This window comes from Dactylosporangium sp. NPDC051087, assembly GCF_055586325.1.
The window spans coordinates 177,608-195,945 of record NZ_JBVJIJ010000013.1 but is presented as its reverse complement, the minus strand read 5'-3'; the positions used below and the strand labels follow the sequence as shown (position 1 = coordinate 195,945).

General features: G+C 73.9%; 17 protein-coding genes. 7 read left to right on the top strand and 10 right to left on the bottom strand.

Going from position 1 to position 18,338, the window contains the following annotated elements:
• Positions 1-91: 91 nt before the first annotated feature.
• The 5 genes from ACZ6TV_RS25515 to ACZ6TV_RS25495 form a co-directional block, all read right to left on the bottom strand.
• Entirely contained in the window at positions 92-1,339 is a 1,248-nt protein-coding gene (locus ACZ6TV_RS25515) for a family 16 glycosylhydrolase (RefSeq protein WP_465299762.1), read from the bottom strand.
• A 104-nt stretch (positions 1,340-1,443) separates the two neighbouring features.
• Positions 1,444-2,328: a hypothetical protein gene (locus ACZ6TV_RS25510; RefSeq protein ID WP_465299761.1), complete on the bottom strand. Its 885-nt coding sequence runs from the start codon at positions 2,326-2,328 to the stop codon at positions 1,444-1,446.
• Complete coding sequence (locus ACZ6TV_RS25505) at positions 2,318-2,659, bottom strand: PadR family transcriptional regulator (RefSeq protein ID WP_465299760.1); 342 nt, start codon at positions 2,657-2,659, stop codon at positions 2,318-2,320. Before ACZ6TV_RS25505 ends, ACZ6TV_RS25510 begins: the two co-directional genes overlap by 11 nt.
• Before the next feature lie 60 nt (positions 2,660-2,719).
• Positions 2,720-2,974 carry an acyl-CoA-binding protein gene (locus tag ACZ6TV_RS25500; RefSeq protein ID WP_465299759.1) on the bottom strand — a complete coding sequence of 85 codons (255 nt, stop codon included), beginning with the start codon at positions 2,972-2,974 and terminating at the stop codon, positions 2,720-2,722.
• A 9-nt stretch (positions 2,975-2,983) separates the two neighbouring features.
• Positions 2,984-3,331 (bottom strand): MmcQ/YjbR family DNA-binding protein, encoded by a 348-nt coding sequence (locus ACZ6TV_RS25495; RefSeq protein ID WP_465299758.1) that lies wholly within the window; start codon positions 3,329-3,331, stop codon positions 2,984-2,986.
• Between the two features lie 132 nt (positions 3,332-3,463).
• Here ACZ6TV_RS25495 and yicI point away from each other — a divergent pair, with 132 nt between their 5' ends.
• Positions 3,464-5,812, top strand: coding sequence for an alpha-xylosidase (gene yicI, locus ACZ6TV_RS25490; protein WP_465299757.1), 2,349 nt, complete (start codon positions 3,464-3,466; stop codon positions 5,810-5,812).
• Between the two features lie 377 nt (positions 5,813-6,189).
• On the opposite strand, the gene ACZ6TV_RS25485 is transcribed toward yicI, so the two are convergent.
• Positions 6,190-7,233: a LacI family DNA-binding transcriptional regulator gene (locus ACZ6TV_RS25485; RefSeq protein ID WP_465299756.1), complete on the bottom strand. Its 1,044-nt coding sequence runs from the start codon at positions 7,231-7,233 to the stop codon at positions 6,190-6,192.
• A 339-nt stretch (positions 7,234-7,572) separates the two neighbouring features.
• On the opposite strand from ACZ6TV_RS25485, the gene ACZ6TV_RS25480 reads away from it, so the two are divergent.
• Positions 7,573-8,922, top strand: a complete 1,350-nt coding sequence (locus ACZ6TV_RS25480) for a condensation domain-containing protein (protein WP_465299755.1) — start codon at positions 7,573-7,575, stop codon at positions 8,920-8,922.
• Between the two features lie 82 nt (positions 8,923-9,004).
• Positions 9,005-10,657 (top strand): methyl-accepting chemotaxis protein, encoded by a 1,653-nt coding sequence (locus ACZ6TV_RS25475; protein WP_465299754.1) that lies wholly within the window; start codon positions 9,005-9,007, stop codon positions 10,655-10,657.
• 52 nt (positions 10,658-10,709) lie between these two features.
• Here the strand turns inward: ACZ6TV_RS25475 and ACZ6TV_RS25470 are convergent, their stop codons facing one another.
• Together ACZ6TV_RS25470 and ACZ6TV_RS25465 are read right to left on the bottom strand one after the other, a co-directional pair.
• Entirely contained in the window at positions 10,710-11,102 is a 393-nt protein-coding gene (locus ACZ6TV_RS25470; protein WP_465299753.1) for a RidA family protein, read from the bottom strand.
• A 10-nt stretch (positions 11,103-11,112) separates the two neighbouring features.
• The gene (locus ACZ6TV_RS25465; protein ID WP_465299752.1) at positions 11,113-12,345 is read right to left on the bottom strand and encodes a serine hydrolase domain-containing protein; all 1,233 of its coding nucleotides are present in this window, start codon (positions 12,343-12,345) and stop codon (positions 11,113-11,115) included.
• A gap of 89 nt (positions 12,346-12,434) precedes the next feature.
• Here ACZ6TV_RS25465 and ACZ6TV_RS25460 point away from each other — a divergent pair, with 89 nt between their 5' ends.
• Positions 12,435-12,824 carry a hypothetical protein gene (locus tag ACZ6TV_RS25460; RefSeq protein ID WP_465299751.1) on the top strand — a complete coding sequence of 130 codons (390 nt, stop codon included), beginning with the start codon at positions 12,435-12,437 and terminating at the stop codon, positions 12,822-12,824.
• A 182-nt stretch (positions 12,825-13,006) separates the two neighbouring features.
• Here ACZ6TV_RS25460 and ACZ6TV_RS25455 read toward each other — a convergent pair whose 3' ends face one another.
• Positions 13,007-14,233 carry a hypothetical protein gene (locus ACZ6TV_RS25455; protein WP_465299750.1) on the bottom strand — a complete coding sequence of 409 codons (1,227 nt, stop codon included), beginning with the start codon at positions 14,231-14,233 and terminating at the stop codon, positions 13,007-13,009.
• A 137-nt stretch (positions 14,234-14,370) separates the two neighbouring features.
• Here ACZ6TV_RS25455 and ACZ6TV_RS25450 point away from each other — a divergent pair, with 137 nt between their 5' ends.
• The 3 genes from ACZ6TV_RS25450 (at position 14,371) to ACZ6TV_RS25440 (ending at position 16,317) form a co-directional block, all read left to right on the top strand.
• Positions 14,371-15,210: an alpha/beta hydrolase family protein gene (locus tag ACZ6TV_RS25450; protein ID WP_465299749.1), complete on the top strand. Its 840-nt coding sequence runs from the start codon at positions 14,371-14,373 to the stop codon at positions 15,208-15,210.
• Positions 15,211-15,419: 209 nt separating this feature from the next.
• Positions 15,420-15,818 (top strand): DUF2267 domain-containing protein, encoded by a 399-nt coding sequence (locus ACZ6TV_RS25445; protein ID WP_465299748.1) that lies wholly within the window; start codon positions 15,420-15,422, stop codon positions 15,816-15,818.
• Positions 15,819-16,095: 277 nt separating this feature from the next.
• The gene (locus ACZ6TV_RS25440) at positions 16,096-16,317 is read left to right on the top strand and encodes a hypothetical protein (protein WP_465299747.1); all 222 of its coding nucleotides are present in this window, start codon (positions 16,096-16,098) and stop codon (positions 16,315-16,317) included.
• A gap of 113 nt (positions 16,318-16,430) precedes the next feature.
• Here the strand turns inward: ACZ6TV_RS25440 and ACZ6TV_RS25435 are convergent, their stop codons facing one another.
• Positions 16,431-18,167 carry a helix-turn-helix transcriptional regulator gene (locus ACZ6TV_RS25435; RefSeq protein ID WP_465299746.1) on the bottom strand — a complete coding sequence of 579 codons (1,737 nt, stop codon included), beginning with the start codon at positions 18,165-18,167 and terminating at the stop codon, positions 16,431-16,433.
• Positions 18,168-18,338: the final 171 nt, after the last annotated feature.

Below are 18,338 nucleotides of genomic sequence, written 5' to 3'. Positions count from 1 at the left end.
AGCGAAAAACTTCGTAGGTTTCGGCATGGCCTGGGAAGTTCGGGGGGGGCGCCGGATCTGATGCGGATCCGGCGCCACCGTCGGCACGTGCCTATCTGCGCCACTTCTGGTTGCTGGCCCCGTTGCAGGTCCAGATGTGCAGCTTCGAGCCGTTGGCGGTGGCCACGTTCTGCACGTCGACGCACTTGTTGGCCTGGATGTTTACCAGGTCGCCCGCACCGCTGAGGGTGAACTTCTGGGCGCCGGAGCCGTTACAGGTCCACAGCTGCACGATCGACCCGTCGGCGGTGCCGCCGCCGGAGACGTCCATGCACTTGCCGAGCGCCCGCACCGAGCCGTCCGCGTTGAACGTCCACTGCTGCGCGCCCGTGCCGTTGCAGTCCCAGATCTGCAGCCGGTTGCCGTCGGCCGCGTTCGACGACGGGATGTCGATGCACCGGTTGCTGCCCTGGCCGATGATCGGCCCGGCGCCGCCGCCACCGCCGCTGGTGTACGAGTAGACCCGTACGTAGTCGACGGTCAGCGTCTGCGGGAACTGGGTGGAGCCGTCGGGGTAGCCCGGCCAGTAGCCGCCGACCGCGAGGTTGAGCAGCATGAAGAACGGGTGGTCGAAGACCCACCGGTCGCCGCCCAGGTCCGCGGGGGTGCGGGTCTGGTAGAGGTTGCCGTCCACGTACCAGCGAAGGACGTTGGGCTCCCACTCGACCGAGAACGTGTGGAACGCGTCGGCGAACGGCGCGCCGATCGTGTACCCGGCCCCGATGCCCTCGGCGCCGGAGTAGCCCGGGCCGTGGATGGTGCCGTGCACGGTGTTCGGCTCCTTGCCGATGTTCTCCATGATGTCGATCTCGCCGCTGTTCGGCCACGGGTTGCTGCCGATGTCGGCGCCGAGCATCCAGAACGCCGGCCAGATCCCCTGCCCGCGCGGCAGCTTCATGCGGGCCTCGAAGCGCCCGTACGTCTGGGTGAACTTGTCCTGCGTGAGCAGGCGGGCCGACGTGTACTGGCAGGTGCCGTAGTGGCACTGGTAGTTCGCCGGGTTCTCCCGGCGGGCGGTGATCACCAGTTGCCCGGCACCGTTGAGCGAGGCGTTGCTCGTGCTGTTCGTGTAGTACTGCTGCTCGTTGTTGCCCCAGCCACCCCCGCCGATGTCACGCTTCCACTTGCTGGCGTTGGGGGCGCTGCCGGCGGCGCCGTCGAACTCGTCGGACCAGGTGAGCCCGCCGATGGCGGCGTCGGCCGCGTTGGTGCTCGCGTCCCGCACCGCGACCGCGGTGAGGAACGTCAGAACGGTCGCACCCAGCATGAGCAGGGAGCGAGCCTTGACGGAGACGTGCATTGCGCGAACCTCCTACAGGACATGGCGGTGTCCGTAATCAACCTTTCCAGATTGACTTCTGTCGAACCTACAAAGCCGCCGACCGCCCCGTCAAGAGAGCGCTCTCAGTGATGGAGGGCGTGCTTGACGCTCATCCTGTGGGTCCGCACGCCGAGGTCGATCAGCGCGACGAGGACGAGCAGGCCCACCCAGCCCTTGGCCTCCTGGTCGGCCATCGGCGCGGCGAAGACCGGCCCGGCGCCGAGCACCCAGGTGAGCACGGCGCAGAAGACCACGCTGTGCGCCATGTCGATGCGGTGCAGCAGCGGCCGCCACCGCCCGTGCCAGATCAGCACCGCCTGGATGCCGAGGCTCACGACCAGCAGCGCGAGCACGACCGGGCCACGGACCCGCAGGAACTGCGGGTCATAGGCGAACGCGTCCCGCGCCGCGGGGAACACCGCGCCGACGGCCCGCGCAGGGTCGGTCAGGACGAGCGTGCCGAGGACGAAGAACGTGAGGGCGGCCGCGTGCCCGGCCCGGTTGATCCGGTCCGTGGGCACGGGCCTCGGCCGCCAGCCCGGGTCCGGCCGGCGCCGCCGGCGCCACGCGGCGACGGCGAAGCCCGCGAGGAGCAGCCCGAGCCACCCGAGCACGACGGGCACCGACTGCTGCACCGCCCGCTCCACGTCGCGCTGCGGCCCGGCCCGCTCGATCAGCTCGTGCAGCACCGCCGCGAACGCGATCAGCGCCGCTCCCCCGCCCGCGAGGGTCAGGAACCGCCGGGTGTCCGCGGGGTCGATCAGGGTCACCGGGGTGCCGTAGCGCGCGGCGACCTCGGCCGGGCGGCCGAACGCCCGCAGGAGCTCGCGGGCCCGGTCCTCGCCGGCCGCGGCGACCTCCTCGGCCAGCAGCGCCCGCAGCTCCAGCGCCACGTCCCGGCGCTGGGCCCGCGGCAGGAGACCGACCACGTCGGCCACGTATGTGTCGATGAGCTCGTCAGCGGTCATGTTCGCCTTCCAGGAGGTCGTCCATCGCCAGGTTGAGGCCGCGCCAGGTGGCGGTCAGTCCTTCGAAGAGCTTCGCCCCGTCGTCGCTGAGCACGTAGTAGCGCCGGGGCGGCCCCTCGGCCGCCTGCCACTCGCTGCGCAGCACCCCCTGCGCCTCGAGCCGGCGCAGCAACGGGTAGAGCGTGCCCTCCTCGATCGGCATCCCCCGCTGCACGAGGGACTGGCGCAGCTCATAGCCGTATCGCAGCGTCCGCAGCTGCGACAGCACGGCGAGGACGACGACACCGCGGCGCAGCTCCTGCTCCAGCTTCTCGCCGGCCCCGCTTACCATGCGCCACACAGTACCATGTGCCACACAGTATGCGGAACGACCCGTTTCAGCGGTCCGACCTCAGGCGCGCAGCTCGGTGACGAGGGCGACGTACTGCCGCTGGGCGTCCTCCTGCGGGGTGCCCGCGACGGCCTGCCAGGCGTCGAACTTGGCCCGGCCGACCAGATCGAAGACGCCGGGACGCTTGCCGGTGGCGTCGCCGTGGGTGCCCTGCTTGTACAGCGCATACAGGCGCAGCAGGACGTCGTTGGCAGGACGGGCGGGCAGCTGCTTGGCGTCGGCCTGGGCCTGCTCGAAATCCGCGGCGAGAGACATGCCCGCAGCCTACGTGAAGCTCAGCGGGTGCTCCTCGGCGAGCGACTCGGGCGCCGACAGCTGCCACGCCTCGTAGAGCAGCTCGCCCAGCTCGTCGGCGTCGATCCTCTGCAGGTACACGACGACCCAGCCGAACCCGCCGGAGGTGAACTGCACCTCGAACACGTCGGGACGCTCGGCGACCAGGGCCAGCTGCTCCGAGATCGTCTGCTTCAGACCGGCGGTGTGCGTGCGGGGCCAGAAATAGCCGAACCGTTTGCCGCGCACGCTGAACGAGGTGTAGTCCGCGGCGTGCGCCGGCGAGACCTCGGCGAGCGCGTCCACCATCGCCAGGAATTGTGCGTCCGATACTGCCACCCGCGCATTCTCGCGCACGTGGAAGTTTCACGCCCGTGCCTGGCCGGGCGGGCCGGCCGGTTGACACCTCCGGGGCCGGTGACGCACTGTCGAAGCGCTTCGACAGTGCGATCAGGCAGATGGGGCGCGTGCATGAAGTTCAGCGACGGATACTGGCAGCTGCGCGACGGGGTGCAGGCGCTGCACCCGGTGCACGTCCGCGACGTGACCACCGGCGCGGGCAGCCTGTCGGTGTTCGCGCCGGCCAAGCGGGTCACCGGCCGCGGCGACACCCTCAACACGCCGCTGTTCACCGTCGACTGCAGCACCCCCGCCCCCGACGTCGTCGCCGTCAGGGTCAGCCGGCACACCGGCGGGCGGCGGCGCGGGCCCAGCTTCCGCATCGACGCCGACCCGGCCGCCGACGCGAAGGTGACCCGCGACGAGGAGTCCGTCACGTTCACCTCGGGCGCGCTCAGCGCCCGCTTCGCCCTCGGCGACCGGTGGCGCCTCGACTTCCTCGCCGAGGGCCGCGTCCTCACCGGCAGCGCGCCGAAGGCCCTCGCCGCGCTGCGCACCGGCGACGGGCACTTCCTGCGCGAGCAGCTCGACCTCGGGGTCGGCGAGGTGGTGTACGGCCTGGGCGAGCGCTTCGGCCCGCTGGTGAAGAACGGCCAGACCGTCGACGTCTGGAACGCCGACGGCGGCACCAGCAGCGAGCAGGCGTACAAGAACGTGCCGTTCTACCTGACCAGCGGCGGCTACGGGGTCTTCGTCGACGACCCGGGGCCGGTGTCGTTCGAGGTCGGCTCCGAGGCCGTGTCCCGGGTGCAGTTCAGCGTCCCCGGGCAGGTCCTCTCGTACCTCGTCATCTACGGCCCGTCCCCGCGCGACGTCCTGCGCAAGTACACGGCGCTGACCGGGCGCCCGGCGCTGCCGCCCGCGTGGTCGTTCGGGCTGTGGCTGTCCACGTCCTTCACCACCCCGTACGACGAGGCGACGGTCACCGACATCGTGGACGGCATGACCGAACGGGGGCTGCCGCTGTCGGTGTTCCACTTCGACACGTTCTGGATGCGCGAGTTCCACTGGTGCGACTTCGAGTGGGACCCGGCCACGTTCCCCGACCCGGCCGGCATGCTGGCCCGGCTCAAGGCGAAGCGGCTGCGGATCTGCGTGTGGATCAACCCGTACATCGCGCAGCGCTCGGCCCTGTTCGCCGAGGGCGTCGAGCAGGGCTACCTGGTGCGGCGCGAGGACGGCGACGTGTGGCAGTGGGACCAGTGGCAGGCCGGGATGGGCCTCGTCGACTTCACGGACCCGCGGGCGCGGGCCTGGTTCCAGGACAAGCTGCGCCGGCTGCTGGACCTCGGCGTCGACTGCTTCAAGTCCGACTTCGGCGAGCGCGTCCCGACCGACGTCGTGTGGGCCGACGGCGCCGACCCGCTGCGGATGCACAACTACTACACGCACCTGTACAACGAGGCGGTCTTCGAGGTCCTGCGCGAGCACCGCGGCGAGGGCGAGGCGGTCCTCTTCGCCCGGTCCGCGACCGCCGGCGGCCAGCAGTTCCCCGTGCACTGGGGCGGCGACTGCAGCGCCACCTTCGAGTCGATGGCCGAGAGCCTCCGCGGCGGGCTGTCCCTCGCCATGAGCGGGTTCGGGTTCTGGAGCCACGACATCGGCGGCTTCGAAGGCACCCCCGACGCCGCCGTCTTCACCCGGTGGATCCCCTTCGGGCTGCTGTCGTCGCACAGCCGGCTGCACGGCAACGAGTCCTACCGGGTGCCGTGGCACTTCGGCGACGACGCGGTCGCCGTGCTGCGCGAGTACACCCGGCTCAAGGCGCGGCTCATGCCGTACCTGTACGGCGCCGCCGTCACCGCGCACCGCGAGGGCCTGCCGGTGCTGCGGCCGATGGCGCTGGCGTTCCCGGACGACCCGGCGTGCGCGTACCTGGACCGGCAGTACATGCTCGGCGGCGACATCCTCGTCGCGCCGGTGTTCAGCGCGGACGGCGACGTCGCCTTCTACCTGCCGGAGGGGCGGTGGACCGACCTGCGCGGCGGGGAGGTGCTGACCGGGCCCGGCTGGATCCGCCGCCGGTACGGCATCGGCGACCTGCCGGTGCTGGTGCGGCCCGGCTCGGTCGTGCCGCTCGGCGCGCGCGACGACCGCCCCGACTACCCATACGCCGACGGCGTCACCCTGCGGGTCCACGAGCTGCCCGACGGCGCGGGCACGACCGTGGACATCCCTTCGCCGCAGGGCGGTCCCAGTGCCAGCCACAGCGTCACCTTCACGGTGCGCCGGACCGGGACGACCGTCGAGGCGCGCCGCGACGACACGAGCGCGGCGCCCTGGCGGGTGCAGCTGGCCGGTATCGACACGGTGGCGGCCGTCGATACCGGCCGGCTCACCCACACCGTCACACCCGACCCCGCCGGGGTGATCGTCGCCGTCGGCGCCGAGGCCGGAAGGCTCACCATCACGCTTTCCTAGGGTGTACCGGCAACCGCCGCGGCCCGGACCGGGTGTTCCGGACCGCGGCGGACCTGCCGCGCCGCGGGCCGCCGGCGCCGCCAGGAGGTCGCGGGACGGCGCCCGCAACCGGGGCGATGCGTGCGCCCACCTGCCGCGCCACGGGCCGGATTCGCCCGCGCCCGCCAGGAGGTCGCGGGACGGCGCCGGCAACCGGGGCGATGCGTGCGGCCACCTGCCGCGCCGCGGGCCGGACTCGGCCGCGCCCGCCAGGAGGTCGCGGGACGGCGCCGGCAACCCGACCCGAACCCCTGAAACGCTCGCTGCGGCCCGTGCGGCTGCGGGCCGGAGCGCGTGCGGCCACCTGCCGCGCCGCGGGCCGGATTCGCCCGCGCCCGCTAGGAGGTCGCGGGGCGGCGCCGGGGACCGGGCCGGGCGGTGCGTGCGGCGGCGGCGCTGTCGCGGGCCACCAACGCCGGCGGCAGCAGCGTCGCCTCCGGGACCTCACGGCCGTCGAGCTTCGCCATGACCAGCTCCACCGCGCGGCGCCCGATCTCCTCCGCCGGGATGCTCACCGACGTGAGCCGCGGCTTGCCGCGGTCGGCGACCTCGTCCGGGCAGATCGCCACCACCGACACGTCCCGCGGCACCCGCCGGCCGAGCGCGGCGAACGCGTCCAGCAGCGGCGGCACCGTCGGCTCGTTGTGCACCACCACACCCGTCAGGTCCGGGTGGCGCGCCAGCAGGCCCCGCACCGTCGCCAGGACCGCGTCCGGGGCCGGCTCGCACGGCACGGTGGTGCCGCGCAGGCCCCGGCGGCGCAGCGCCTCGTCGAACCCCGCCGCGGTGCGGCTGGCGAAGCCGAGCTCACGTTCGTACACCTCCGGCGGCGAACCGACGAGAGCGACGCACTCGTGCCCGAGGTCGGCGAGATGCTCGACGCACGCCGCGCCGGCCGCCGCGAAGTCCAGGTCGATGCAGGTGAGCCCGGCCGCGTCGGCCGGGAACCCGATGAGCACCGACGGCCGGCTCAGCGCCCGCAGCCGCGGCAGCCGCCGGTCGTGCAGCTCGACGTCCATCACGATGAGCGCGTCGGCGAGCGCGCTCGCGGCGACCCGCTCCAGGCCCTGCTCGCCCTCGTCCTGGGTGAGCAGCAGCACGTCGTGGTCGAAGCGGCGGGCCGCCGTCACGACCGAGATCACGAACTGCATCAGGACCGGCACGTACAGGCCGGTGTAGAGCGGCATGATCAGCGCGATGACGTTGGAGCGGTTGCTGGCCAGGGCGCGCGCGCCGGCGTGCGGGTGGTAGCCGAGGACGTCGATGGCGGCGAGCACCCGCCGGCGGGTCTCCTCCGAGATCGTCCGCTTGCCGCTCAGGACATACGACACGGTGCTCGGGGACACCCCCGCCTGCCGCGCCACGTCACCGATCGTCGCCATGCCACCCATTCCCGTCCGCCCCGGACCCGCCCGCACGACAGTATGCGACGCACGGCGTCTTTGTCGCGGTGGGTACGAAATTTCCGGACCCATGTGAATTGACGGCGATAATGCGAGCATCAATGAATTTCCGGTGATTGCACAACCCTTTCAACACCCCTAACGAGTGCTGTTCTCTTCCGCTTTCAACAGCCCGGAAGTTAGGCTCCCGGCACCGCCCGTCAGAGCGCGTCGATCGATGGGCGGACATGCGGAAAGGAGATCGCCATGAAGGCCGTCCGTTCTCTCTAAATCATTGCCGGGACTCGATGCCGCTGCTTCGACGCTTGGGGGGCTGTTGTGCCGCACCGGATCACCGTGCCCTTCGAGGGCGAGGGCAGCGGCGTCGGGGAACTCACCTGGGGACAGTTCGCCGCCTGGCGGTCGATGCAGGTGGTCGAGGCCACCGAATGGGCCGGCGGCACGATGGCCCTCGCCGCCGGCACGACCGTCCGGGACGTCGCGACGACGCTCGGGTTCATCATGAGCCGGCACCAGTCGCTGCGGACCCGCCTGCTCGCCTCGGACGACGCCGCGCCGCCCCGGCAGATCCTGTCCTCGGCCGGCGCCGTCACGCTCGAGGTGCACGACGACGACGGCGACCCGGAGCGGCTCGCCGGCACGATCCGCGCCCGGTACGAGGCGGACCCCTGGGATCCGTATTCTGATTGGCCGGTGCGAATGGCTGTCGTCGCCTCCCCGGGCGGCGACGCGCTGTGGTTCGTCGCGCTGTACTGCCACATGGTCATCGACGGGTACGGCTTCGAGGCGCTCATCGCGGACCTCGCCAACCTCGACCCGGTGACCGGCCGCCATCTCGCGCCCGTCGCCGGCGTCCAGCCCCTGGCGCTCGCCGCCGCCCAGCAGGGCACGTCCGCGCGCCGGCAGCATCAGGCGTCGTTGCGGTACTGGGAGAAGCAGCTGCGCTCGATCGAGCCGCGCCGCTTCCCGGTGCCGCTCGAACCGCGGCCCGAGCGGTGGTGCGAGGCGACGCTCACCTCGCCCGCGCTGCACCTCGCCCTCACGGAGGTGGCCGCCCGCACGCAGGTGCACTCCGGCACCGTGCTGCTCGCCGCGTACGCCGTGATGGTCGGCCGTCTCTCGGGCCTGCCGGTCGGGGCGTTCCGGATCGTGGTCAGCAACCGCTTCCGGCCCGGGTTCGCCGAGTCGGTCAGCAACCTGGCGCAGGCCGGGCTCGCCGTCATCGACACCACCGGCGCGGAGCTGCCCGAGGTGGTCGCGCGGACGTTCAAGAGCCAGCTGACCGCCGGGATGTACGCCTACTACCACCCTCGCGACCTGTGGGCGCTCGTCGACCGGGTCGCCGCCGAGCGCGGCGTGGACCTGGACACCGGCTGCTACTTCAACGACCGCCGCCGCTCCGCCGCCGGCCCGCCGTCCTCGCCGCCGGCGCCGCCGTCACCGGCGCGGATCGCCGCCGCGGTGGCGGACAGCGCGCTGCGGTGGGGGCCGAGCTCCAACGAGTGGGACGCGACCTGCTTCCTGCACGTGGACGCCGCGCCCGGCGCGGTCGAGCTCACCTGGCGGGTCGACACCGCGGCCGTCTCGCCCCAGATGCTGGAGGCCGGCCTGCGGGGCATCGAGTCGCTGGTCGTTTCCGCCGCCCTCGAACAGCCCGCAATGGTCTGACATCAGCGCATTTCCTCAGTACCGGCGCCGCCGCGCCGATGCGGTCAATGTTTCTCCCGGTCCGCGTTGCGAGGGACGTCACATGACCACAGACACCACCCCCGTCCAGGTGACGGTGCGCCGCAGCCCGCTCGCCGGCTGGGTCGCCGACCGGTCGGTCGGGACCAAGAACCTCATCGGCATCGCGCTCGTGGCGCTCGTCGCGATCGGCGTCAGCATCCTGTCGATCACGAACATGTCGCAGCTCAACGACCGGCTCGGGCAGCTCAAGACGCGGCACCTGGAGAGCGTCGAGCAGCTGGTGGTGATCCGGCAGGGCGTCAGCGAGAACTACCGCGGCCAGTCCCTCGTGTCGTGGTCGGCCTACGACCCGTCCCTCGGCCCGCGCGGCACCCAGGCGATCGACGGCGGCGACACGATGATCGACGGGGCGGTCGCGAAGTACCGCACCCGGCTGGCCGGCTCGGCCGCGCGGGAGAGCGCCCTGAACGAGTTCGCGAAGGCGTACACCGACTACAGCAACCTCCGCGACGTGGTCGTGCTCAACAGGCCCCCCGCCGCCGGCGTCACCGCGCCCACCGACCCGGTCGCCAGGAACACCCTGTGGCAGGGCCTCGAGGCGCAGATGAACGCCTCCCTCGCCAAGCTCCAGCAGCAGGAGACCGCCGAGTCCGACGCGATGGCCGCCGCGGCCCGCGCCGACTACACGAGGGCCCGCGACTGGACCGTCGGCTCGCTCGTCGCCGGCCTGCTCCTCGCCCTCGCGCTCGCGCTCGGCATCGCCCGGCGGATGAACCTGCAGCTGCGCTCGGTCTCCCACACGCTGCGCGGCGTCGCCGACGGCGACCTGACCCTGCGCGCCGACGTGTACGCCCGCGACGAGCTCGGCGCGATGGCCGCCGCGATGAACCGGGCCAACGAGAGCGTCGGCCGCACCGTGCACACTCTCGCGGCCGCGGCCGGCACCCTCGGCGCGAGCACCGGCCGGCTGACGAGCGTCACGACCCGCATCGCCGACAGCGCCAAGGCCGCCGCCGCCCGCGCGAACGTCGTGGCGGGCGACGCCGGCACCGTGTCGCACAACGTCCAGACCGTCGCCGCCGGCTCCGAGGAGATGGGCGCGTCGATCCGCGAGATCGCCCAGAACGCCAACGACGCCGCCCGCGTCGCCTCCGAGGCGGTCGGCGTCGCCGAGTCCACGAACCGCACCGTGTCGAAGCTCGGCGACTCCTCCGCCGAGATCGGCAACGTCGTCAAGGTGATCACGTCGATCGCCGAGCAGACGAACCTCCTGGCGCTCAACGCCACCATCGAGGCGGCCCGCGCCGGCGCGGCCGGCAAGGGCTTCGCCGTCGTGGCGAGCGAGGTGAAGGACCTCGCCCAGGAGACCGCCCGCGCGACCGAGGACATCTCCCGCCGTGTCGAGGCGATCCAGTCCGACACCGCCAACGCCGTCGGCGCCATCGGCGAGATCAGCCGGATCATCGCCCGCATCAACGACTACCAGCTCACCATCGCCTCCGCCGTCGAGGAGCAGACCGCCACGACGAGCGAGATGAGCCGCAGCGTCGGCGACGCCGCCCACGGCGCCGCGAACATCGCCGGCAACATCGCCGGTGTCGCGGACGCCGCCGACACCACCACGTCCACCCTCACCGAGGTCGACGCCACGGTCGCCGAGCTCAACACCCTCGCCGCCGACCTCCAGCACGCCGTCGGCAGGTTCCGCATCTGACCGCCCACCGCGGCGGCGCGGTGGCCGGGACCAGGCCGGGACCAGGGGCGGATCAGGCCGCGGCCACGACGGCGATCTCGATGAGCCAGGCCGGGTGGACGAGCGCGGGCACGGTGACCAGGGTGCTGGCGACGCGGCGGCCCTGCAGGAAGGCGTCCCGCTCGGCGGAGGCCTCGGCGAGGCCCGGGTCCGCGGCGGAGGCGACCACGTAGGTGGTCACGCTGACGATGTCGGCGTGGGTCATGCCGGCCTCGGTGAGGATCTCGGCGATGTTCGACCAGATCGTGCGGGCCTGGCCGGCCACCGTCGCGGCGACGCCGCCCGACGGGTCGACGCCCACGATGCCCGCGGTGTGCAGCCAGCGGGCCGGTGCGGTGACGAGGACGGCGTGGGCGTAGCGGGCCTGCGGGGTGGGCAGGCCCGGGGGCATGATCGGCTGCTGCATGCCCCGAACTCTAGTGCGGGTCGGGGTGCTGGGTGCGCTCGCCGAGGACCGTGCGGAACAGGGCCTCGCGCAGGGCGAGCTCGCGCGGGTCGTCCCACAGGTGGAAGCCGGCGCGGTTCATGGCGTACGCGAAGCCGATGCCCGTCTCCGGGTCGGCGAAGCCGAACGAGCCGCCCGCGCCCGGGGTGCCGAAGGCCTGGTTGCCGGAGGCGCCGAAGCGCAGGCGCGGGAAGGGTTTGACGTAGCCGAGGGAGTAGACCGTCGGGACGCGCAGCACCACGTCGTGCAGGCCCTGCGACGGCGGGTCGGCCGGCCGGCGCAGGGCGTCCGAAGTGGACGGTGTCAGGCCGAGACCGGCGCCCCCGCAGGCCGCGTCGCCGTACAGGCGGGCGATCGCGCGGACCTCGCCGGTGCCGTTGGCGGCGGGCAGCTCCAGGCGGCGCACCTGCGGCAGGTTGTAGTTGTCCGTCCGGGACAGGACCTTCGGGTTGGCGAACGAGCGGGCCGTGACGCTGCGCGGGTTGAGGAAGCCGAACACGAAACCGCGCGGCATGGTGCCCAGGTGCAGCAGCAGCTCGGCGGGCCGGAAGCCGTGAACGACCGCGATGCGGTCCTCCTCGACGGTGTCGGGGACGCCGACGTGGAACGTGACGCCGAGCGGCGCGGCGATCTCCTCGGCGAAGAACCTGCCCAGCGACCGTCCGGCCGGGTCGACGCGGCGCAGCAGCTCGCCCTCGTACCAGCCGAGCGAGATCGCGTGATAGCCGTGCCGGGTCCCGGGCGACCACGCCGGGCGCTGCTCGGCCAGGGCGGCGGCGACGACGTCGAGGTCGGCGAGGTCTTCGACGGTGAGCGGCCGGTCGATGGCGGGCAGGCCGGCCTGGTGGGCGAGCAGCTGCCGGACGGTGACCTCGGCTTTGCCGTTGCGCGCGAACTCGGGCCAGTAGGTGGCGACGGTCGCGTCGTGGTCGATCCAGCCGCGCGAGTGCGCGACCGCGATCGCGAGCCCCGACACGCCCTTCGTCGTGGAGAACACGGTGACGAGCGTGTCCTGGCGCCACGGGGCCCGGCGGCGGCCGTCGCGGTAGCCGCCCCACAGGTCGACGACCTTGCGCCCGTCGCGGTAGACGGCGCAGGCCGCGCCGATCTCGCCGCGCTCGGCGAAGTTGCGCCGGAACGCGTCGGCGACCGGGCCGTAGCCCTCGTCGACGTCGCCGTGCACGAGGTCGAGCGGAACGTCCACCGTGAACACCATGACGGCCTCCCGCGCCGACCATACACCCGTTTCAGCACGGTGAGTGCAGGAAGTTTCCGGTGTTCTACGCTCGGCCGATGGAGCACTTCCCGGGCCTGGCCGCGTTCGACACGCTGCGCACCTACGCGGCCCAGGGCGGGCACGCCAGCACGACCTGGTTCGCGACGGATGCCCCGTTCGCCGACGTTTCGCGATGGTACGAGCAGCGCCTCGCCGACCATCAGCGGCAAGGGCCGGGCGGCTGGACGCGGGCCGGGGTGACCGGCGGCGTGCGCCACTTCCACGGGGTCACCGTGCACCCGCCCGAGGCGCCCCCGGCCGGGCCGCGCCCGTCCCTGCCCGCGCCGCCGCACGCGCGGACCGTGGTGCGGGTCGACGAGGGCGCGTTCCCGGCGCCGCGGGAGGAGCCGCCGGCGAGGCCGTCGCTGCTGCAACGGATCAAGGCACGACTGACCACGCTGCGTTGACCTCATGATCATACTTTCGGTCAGACCTGCCGGGTGACGGACGCACCCTGGGCCCGTATGCACCGGTTCCGCCCGAAACGCGTGCGTTGCCAGGCTGCCCGGTCTGCTGCGAGATTCCCCAGGTCGGCCGTCACGCGCGCCCGTCGCGTGACCCCGGGAAGCTCAGGGCCGTCGTGCAGGGATCACCCCGCGGCGGCCCTGTCCCGTCGCCGCGGCACGGCGTCGCCGGCGGCGGTCACGCCCGTCACCGTGACCAGGAGCAGCGCCGCGGCCAGCAGGATGCGGACCTCCGGGTAGGTCGGCGGCGGGAGCAGCGCCGCGCTCGCCGCGACCACCCCGGCGACGGCCGCCACCGACACCCGCGCGACGACGGCGACCCGCCCGCCGGGGGCGATGTCCCGCACGGTCAGCACGACCGCCGCCGCGGCGACCACGACCACCCCGGCGACGGTGACCCACGGGGTGCCGAGGTCCATGGCGTACCGGATGGGCAGCGACGGCACGAAGAACAGCACCGCGAACCAGGCCAGCCCCGACGCCACGGCCCGGATCCCGGGTCCGGGCTCGTGCGGCACCCGGGCCCGGCGGCGGGCGGCGAGCCAGGCGAGGAGCAGGACGCCGCCCGCGGCCGCCGCCACCGGCAGCAGCCCGGGCACGTGGCCGAGGTTGTAGAGCAGCGCCGTGTCGTACACCAGCAGCACCAGGACACCGAGCGACGCGGCGGACCCGACGGCGATCAGCAGGTCGGTCCCCGACCCGGGCGCGCCGCCGGTCGGGTGCGGCCGCAGGCGCCCGGCCAGGACGGCCGTCACGACACAGGAGACCGCCCTCAGCACGAGGTCGTCGCCGGTGTACGGGTTGCGCAGCCCCCACTCGACGAGCCCGAACACCACCGACCAGGCGACGCAGGCGGGCAGCAGCACCGCCGGTGCGGTGAGCGCCCGGGCCGGGGCCGGGTCGAGCCAGCGGCACACGCACAGGTAGGCGAGCACCACGAACGGCAGCTCCAGCAACGCCTGCGCCCGCAGCACGCTGAACTCGAGCAGCTCGGGAGCGGGGAAGGCGGCGGCGACGGCCCGCATCCCGGCGCCGTCGGCCAGGGCGAACCAGCCGGGCGGCAGGTACCGCGCGATGAACCCCGGGTCGCCGTCGTGCACGCGCAGGACGTACACGCTGAACAGCACCTGGTTGAGGTAGACGGCGGCGACCACGCCGGCCAGCCACCAGCCCGGACCCTGCCCGGTGCCGGGCGGCGGCGCGAGCGTCGCGCGCCCGGTGCCGGTCGGCGGCGCGAGCGTCGCGCGCCCGGTGCCGGTCGGCAGGGCGAGCGCCGCGCGCCAGGTGAGTGGCACGCCGGCGAGGACGGCGGCGACGACGAGCAGGTCGACCGCGGACCCGACGCTGAGCATCCCCGCACGATACGCAGCGTGCGCCAATCCCGGGAGCATCCGCGAACACCGGTGATTTCGCCGATACGGAAGCGGCCGCCGCCTGCACACACTGACAGCCATCGAAGTTACGAAGGTGTTTCGAGAGGAGTGCAGCGTTGCGAAAAATCCTGCTCAGGCTGGCCGTCGTCCTCACGTTCATGGGCGGCGGGGTCGCCGTGGCCGCCACCCCGGCGCTCGCTGACCAGATCGGCCAGGCCCCCACCGCCGGCAACATCACCGGCAACGGGAGCTTCGCGACCACGTCAGCCAGCATCTCCAGCCTGGTCTCCGGCTTCGGCGGCGGCCGGGTGTACTACCCGACGGCGTCGGGCACCTACCCGGTGATCGCGATCTCGCCCGGCTTCACCGCCACCTGGTCGAGCCTCTCGTGGATCGGCCCGCGCCTGTCCTCGTGGGGTTTCGTGGTCGTCGGCATCGAGACGAACAGCATCTACGACCAGCCCGGCAGCCGCGGCAACCAGCTCCTCGCCGCGCTCAACTGGGCCGTCAACTCCTCCCCCACCGCCGTGCGGTCCAAGGTCGACGGCAGCCGCCGCGGCGTGGCCGGTCACTCGATGGGTGGCGGCGGCACCCTGGAGGCCCTGGCGGCCGACACCACCGGTCTCGTCAAGGCGGGTGTGCCGCTCGCGCCGTGGAACAGCGACAAGACCTGGAACAACGTCAGTGAGCCGGTCCTGATCGTGGGCGGCCAGGCCGACACCATCGCGCCGGTCTCGTCGCACTCGATCCCGTTCTACAACACCCTGGCGGGCCCGAAGACGTACGTCGAGCTGACCGGGGCGAGCCACTTCTTCCCGCAGTCGTCGAACGCCACCACCTCCCGCGCGCTGGTCTCCTGGTTCAAGCGCTGGCTCAACCAGGACTCCCGGTTCACGCCGTTCACCTGCGGCTTCTCGGGTGTGGCGGTGTCGGACTTCCGGTCCAACTCCTGCTGATCCCGCCGCGGGCCGCTCGCCGGCCGCTCGTTGAAGGTCGTGTCCCCGGAGCTCGTGCGGTCACCCCGTGCGAGCGACGGGGACACGCCCGCGCGGCGGCCAGGATGGGGTGCCGGATCTTCGGTGCCGATCTTTTCGGTGCCGGTCCTTCGGTGCCGGATCTTCGGTGCCGGGCCTTTTCGGTGCCGGGTCGTCACGACGGTTGGGGGATGACGATGGAGGAACGCGCGTTCGCCGCGGCGGTCGCGGAGCAGGCGGGCCTGGGCAAGGAGAAGGCCGCCGATCTCACCCGCGCGACCCTGGAGGCGCTGGGCAACCAGCTCAGCGGCGGTGAGGTGCGCGACCTCGCGACCGACCTGCCGGAGGGGCTCGCGGCGAGCCTGCCGCGGCGGGACGGCGGGGCGCGCCCGGTGCCGTTGCGGGAGTTCATCCACCAGGTCGGCGAGCGCACGGGCCTGAACCCGGCGGAGGCGACCCGCGGCACCCGGGCGGTCCTGAGCACGCTCGGCGGCGCGGTGGACAGCCCGCACGTGCAGCACGCGCTGACGCAGCTGCCTGCGGAGTACCGGGCGTTCTCGGCCGCCGGCCGCCGCCCCGCCGGCCAGTAGCCGCCCCGCACCAACGGCGGCGCGGCCGGGCAGCCGGCCTTCACACCGCCGGCAGCGCGGCCATCCTCATGCCGCCGGCGCCAGGTCCGGGCGGCCGGCCTTCTCGCCGCCGTCCGAGTGGACGGACGCCCGTCGGCCCGGTCGTGGCCGGCGCCGGGGTGTCCGGGGCGGGGCACTGGGTGAGCCCGGCGCCGGCCGGTCCCGTCGCTGGTCCGGCGCCGCGCAAGCCGTGGTCACCAGGTCGTGTGAGGGCGGCATCGAGGGGTAGGGACTGCGCATGAATGACGACCCGATCATCTCAGGCGTGCCGGCCGCCGCGCGCAACGCCGAGCCGGGCGACGGGCGGCCGGTCACCGTCCGTACCGGGGCGGACCAGCCGTGGGACCCGGAGGACCTGGCCGTGGCCGAGGGCCGCGACCCGACCCCGCGCAACATCGAGCGCAGCCGGCGCGTCCTGGAGGAGCTCGGCCCGGCGGCCATCGAGCGCACCGTCCCGTGAGAACGACCCGGGCGCGCACCACGATGTGCGCACCCGGACCGTGACCGTCAGCCTGCCCGCCCGGGCCCGCCGCACGCATCGGCGCAATCGCCGGTGCCGGCGTCATGTGCCGGTCATGACACCACCTTCGCCAGCTCGGTACGGGAGCGGACGCCGAGGCGGGTGAAGATGTTGCGCAGGTGGTGATCGACGGTGCGGGGGCTGAGGAAGAGAACCTCGGCGACCTCGCGGTTGGTGGCGCCGCCGGCGACGAGCTCCGCGATGCGGGACTGCTGCGCGGTCAGCGCCGGCCGGGCCTCCTCCACGAGGGTCTGGCTCACGTGGTCGCCGGCGGCCCGCAGCTCCGCGGCGGTGCGCTGTGCCCACGGTGCCGCGCCGAACTGCTCGAACGTGGCGAGGGCGCGGCGCAGGTGCTCGCGGGCGGCGGCCGGGTGCCGGCGGCGGCGCAGCTCCTCGCCGTAGAGCAGCTCGGTGCGGGCCCGGGCGAACGGTGAGTCCCCGGCGAGGTGCAGCCGGATCGCCTCACGGAAGCGGGCGTCGGCCTCGTCGTCGGTCTCCGCGAGCAGCGCGTGGCACCGGGCGGACAGGGCGAGCCACGTCGGGTTGGCGGTGCTGGCCGCCCAGACGTCGTAGGCCCGCAGGATCTCCCGGGCGGGCGCCCGGTCCCCGCACCGGGCGACGGCCTCGATCAGGGTCGGCGTCGCGGGGATCTGCACCCCGAGGTGCCCGCGCCCGCCGGCGGTGCGCATCACGCCCCACAGCCGGCCGGCCGCGTCGGCGTACCGGCCCTCGGCGACGTCGAGCAGCGCGGCGGCCCACACGCACATGGCGCGGGCCTGGCTGTCGACGTCGACGCCGGCCCTCGCCCGGCACCGGCGCGCCCACGCCTGGCTGGCGGGCCCGTCGCCGAGCATGCCGAGGACGACGGCGAGGATGCCGCGGCAGTTGTCGGCGACCGTGTCCTGCCCGGTCGCCGCCGCCAGCCGCTGCCCCTCGGTGGCGGTCGCGACGGCGAGGTCCAGGTCGCCGAGCGCGAACGCGGCCGTCGCGGCGAGGTCGAGGGCGCGCGGCACGGTGGCCCGGTCGCCCTCCCCGCCGGCCAGCCGGGCGGCGCGGACGGCGAGGCGGTACGCCTGCTGGTCCTCGCCGATCAGGATCCCGGCGCCGGCGGCCCGGACGAGCGCCTGCGGGTCGTCGATGCCCGCGGCGAGGTGCAGGACCCGCCGCATCGGCTCGCCCGCCCGGGACGGCTCCCCGGAGAACAGCGCCGTCAGCCCGGTGAGATGCTCGAACAGCAGCACCGCGGCGGGGGTGTCGCCGGGCCTGCGCAGCCGCAGCGCCCGCCCGGCGAGCGCGACGAACTGGTCGTGCCGCCCGGTGGCGAGCAGCGCCTCCCCGGCGAGCATGATCGCCCCGAGACTGCGCTGCCGGTCCTTGACGATCAGCCGCCCGGCGGCCGCGATGAGCGTGTGCTGCTCCCCGCCGCTCGCCCCGGTCCGCAGGTCGATCTCGCCGAGCAGCAGTTCCCGTTCCGCGTGCAGATGCTCCGGTACGCCGGGCGCGAACACCGACCGCAGCAGCATCCTCGCCTGGTGCGGCTCCCCGCCCCGCCACGCGAGCCTGGCCGCGGCGAGCGTCCGGTCCGCGGCCAGGACGGGCTCACCGGTCAGCGCCGCGGCCTGCCGCAGGGCGGTCGCGGCCAGCGCGGGCGGTACACCGTCCGCGGCCGCGGCGAGCGTGCCGGCGAGCTCGTCGTCGGGCCCGTCGGCGGCGGCGGCCCGGTGCAGCGCGGCGGTCAGCACCGCCCGGGGTTCCCCGCTCCACGGCGCGGCGGCATCGTCTGCCTGCACCGCTGCGATGCCCGCGGGCGCGGCCTCGCCGCCCGCCACGAGCTCGGCCCCGGGCTCGGCCCCGGGCTCGGGACGGGGCTCGGGACGGGGCTCGGGACGGGGCTCGGGACGGGGCTCGGGACGGGGCTCGGGACGGGGCTCGGGACGGGGCTCGGGACGGGGCTCGGGACG